The 711-nt window shown below is 66.9% G+C and carries 1 protein-coding gene; it reads right to left on the bottom strand.

Annotated features, from left to right (window positions below):
* Nucleotides 1-711: IS110 family transposase (locus AO057_RS17305; protein WP_057677364.1), on the bottom strand; the 711-nt coding region annotated here is incomplete at both ends.

Below are 711 nucleotides of genomic sequence, written 5' to 3'. Positions count from 1 at the left end.
GGCGGCGTTGTAGAGCAGGCGGCGCATCTCCGAGTCACCCTTCTTGCTCAGCGCACGGCGTCCGGTCTTCTTGCCCGAATCGCGCACGCTGACATCCATGCCGAGGAAGGCGATGAAGGCGTCCGCGCCGCTGAAGGGAGCGCGATGGAACGCCGCGCACAGGCCGGCGGCGGTGAGCGCGCCGACGCCTTCGATCTTCAGGATGCGCCGGTACGGTTCAGTCCATCCGCTTTCGTTGATCAGTGATGCGATGCGCTGTTCGAACCGTTTGATCAAGGCGGTGAGCCGCGCGAGGGCGACACGCACTTCGCGACCAAAGCCGGGCAGATCTTCCATGCTCTGACGGATGCGACCCAGGCTGCGCACCACGGTGGCGCGCCGACGCAGCAGGCTGCGCAGTTCGGTGACCGCGGGGGCCGGGAGCGAGAAGGGGCGCAGATCCGTGCCCTCGTGCGCGAGGTAGCGGGCGATCAGGCGTGCGTCGTGCCGATCGGTCTTGGCGCGCTGACCCACGGTGTCGCGGTACCTGGACAGCTTGAAGCCGTCGATCAGAAACACCTGATGTCCGGCCTTGATGAGCAATTCAACGAGCGTGCAGTGATAGCTGCCGGTCGATTCGCAGGCGATGCGCTGGGCACCACTCGGCAGCGTGCGCAACCAGCCGCGGATGGCCGCAGCGGTGTTGTCGATGCGCGTCACCTGCGCGCTGGG

The sequence above is a fragment of the Curvibacter sp. PAE-UM genome (assembly GCF_001432305.1).
In the GTDB taxonomy this organism is placed as follows: Bacteria; Pseudomonadota; Gammaproteobacteria; order Burkholderiales; family Burkholderiaceae_C; genus Hylemonella.
Note: the sequence above shows the minus strand (reverse complement) of the source record. Positions and strands in the feature narration are given on the sequence as shown.